1 protein-coding gene is annotated in these 671 nt (G+C 64.6%); it reads left to right on the top strand.

Features of this window, described 5'->3' with window-relative positions:
* Window positions 1-671: DDE-type integrase/transposase/recombinase (locus tag AB4Z51_RS45035; protein ID WP_441499783.1), on the top strand; the 671-nt coding region annotated here is incomplete at both ends.

Genomic DNA, 671 nt, shown 5'->3' with positions numbered 1-671 from the left:
CACGAGTTTGTGCGGCTGGCTTTGCAGGAGGGCGCCAACCGGCGCGAACTGTGCCGTCGGTTCAACATCAGTCYTGACGTCGGCTACAAGTGGCTGGCGCGCTGGCAGGCCGGCGATCGGGAGCTGGCCGACYGYTCCCGGCGCCCGCATGCGATGCCCAAGCGGAGTGAGGCTGCGGTCGAGGCAGAAGTCCTGGCTGTACGCGACAAGCATCCGGCTTGGGGAGCACGGAAGATTGCCCATTGCCTGAAGCGGGGCGGGCAGACGGTGCCTGTGCCATCAACGGTGCACCAGATCCTGTGTCGGAACGACCGGATCAAACCGAGTGAGAATGCGCCGCCCAATCCGGGCCACCGGTTCGAGAAGGAAGCTCCCAACCTGCTGTGGCAGATGGACTTCAAGGGTCACCTGCCGCTCGCCAATGGGACGCGGTGCCATCCGCTAACGATCGTCGACGATCACTCGCGCTACGTGCTGTGCCTGAAGGCATGTGCCGACGAGCAGCGCCTCACCGTGCAGAATCACCTGTCGACGACGTTCCGCTGCTATGGCCTGCCGGAGGCCTTCTACACCGACAATGGCTCACCCTGGGGCGATACGTCCGGCATTCGTTGGACCGGACTGAAGGTGTGGCTGYTCAAGCTTGGCGTCAGGGTGGTGCACGCGCACGC

The organism is Bradyrhizobium sp. 2TAF36 (assembly GCF_052114925.1).
GTDB classification, from domain to species: Bacteria; Pseudomonadota; Alphaproteobacteria; order Rhizobiales; family Xanthobacteraceae; genus Bradyrhizobium; species Bradyrhizobium barranii.
The sequence above is the reverse complement of the archived record's forward strand: the minus strand, read 5'-3'. Positions and strand labels throughout refer to the sequence as shown.